The organism is Nonomuraea sp. NPDC003709 (genome assembly GCF_040610775.1).
Taxonomy (GTDB): domain Bacteria; phylum Actinomycetota; class Actinomycetes; order Streptosporangiales; family Streptosporangiaceae; genus Nonomuraea; species Nonomuraea angiospora_A.
The window spans coordinates 1-1,408 of the sequence record NZ_JBEXMW010000094.1 but is presented as its reverse complement, the minus strand read 5'-3'; the positions used below and the strand labels follow the sequence as shown (position 1 = coordinate 1,408).

Annotated in this window: 1 protein-coding gene; it reads left to right on the top strand. The window is 37.3% G+C overall.

From position 1 onward, the window contains the following. Nucleotides 1-112 precede the first annotated feature (112 nt). Nucleotides 113-1,224 (top strand): IS3-like element IS981 family transposase gene (locus tag ABZX61_RS65845; protein ID WP_355213268.1). Its coding sequence is split into 2 segments (ribosomal slippage): nt 113-329 and nt 329-1,224, totalling 1,113 coding nucleotides; the frame shifts between segments, so codons are not numbered across the junction. Nucleotides 1,225-1,408 lie beyond the last annotated feature (184 nt).

The following is a 1,408-nucleotide window of genomic DNA, read 5'->3' as shown; positions in this document are numbered from 1 at the left end:
GATTCATGGTATCTCCACATACATATTATATACCTTAAATTATACCATATTTAATGATGTTATCCTTAAATCTTAGAGTCACTATTGTATAATTTAGACAAAGGACAAAAACATGAAAAAACGCTACTCAAAAGAATTTAAAGAAACCCTTATCGCCTTCTATCATTCTGGTCAATCCGTCACCCAGCTGTCTAAAGAATACGACGTGGCCCCTGCAACAATTTATAAATGGATAGACCTCTACTCTAAATCTAATGAAAGCTCCGTCTCTAAAGCTGATTTTCTAGAATTAAAAAGACAACTGGTTAAAGTTAAGGAAGAACGAGACATCTTAAAAAAAGTATTGACCATATTCGCCGAGAAAAAGAAGTGAGTGCTGCGGATATGGCTCAAACCATACAAACTTTAGCACTCAATGTCAGACTAAGCTGTCAACTCCTTGATGTTCCTGAATCAAGTTATTATGAACGGATTAACCGACATCCATCTAAAACTCAATTAAGGAGACAATACCTGTCACTCAAAATTTCTCAACTCTTCAATGCTAACCGAGGAATCTATGGTGCTCCTAAAATTCATCATCTTCTACTTAAACAAGGGGAAAAAGTCGGGTTAAAACTGGTACAGAAGCTAATGAAGCAACTTCAACTCAAGTCTGTAGTCATTAAGAAATTTAAGCCTGGATACTCACTAAGTGATCACATCAATCGAAAAAATCTTATACAGACTGAACCTACAAAGAAAAATAAGGTTTGGTCAACCGACATTACTTATATTCCTACTCAACAAGGATGGGCTTATCTCTCAACCATTATGGATCTTTATACTAAAAAAGTCATTGCTTGGGATTTGGGCAAGCGAATGACTGTAGAATTAGTGCAAAGAACTTTAAATAAGGCCATTAAATCACAAGACTATCCAGAAGCTGTTATTCTTCATTCTGACCAAGGAAGCCAGTATACGAGTCTAGAGTATGAAGAGTTGCTTAAGTATTATGGGATGACTCACTCTTTCAGTCGAAGGGGATACCCTTATCATAATGCCAGTCTTGAATCTTGGCATGGACATTTAAAAAGAGAGTGGGTGTATCAATTTAAATATAAGAACTTTGAAGAAGCCTATCAGAGTATTTTCTGGTACATCGAAGCCTTTTATAATTCAAAACGAATCCATCAAAGTTTAGGGTATCTTACACCTAATCAATTTGAAAAGGTAAGTGCTTAAAATAAATAGATTAAAATTCTACGTTTGTTACTCTAAAAACTTGACTTAACGTCATATAATGGCTAATATATGGAGTGTAATTATATTTTTGCACGTGTGCGGGGACGTCGCCATCTGAGGCGTACCCGGTCATGAGGGCGGTCCCGCTCGCACCCGGACGAGCCGGGCCGCCGCACCACGCCTC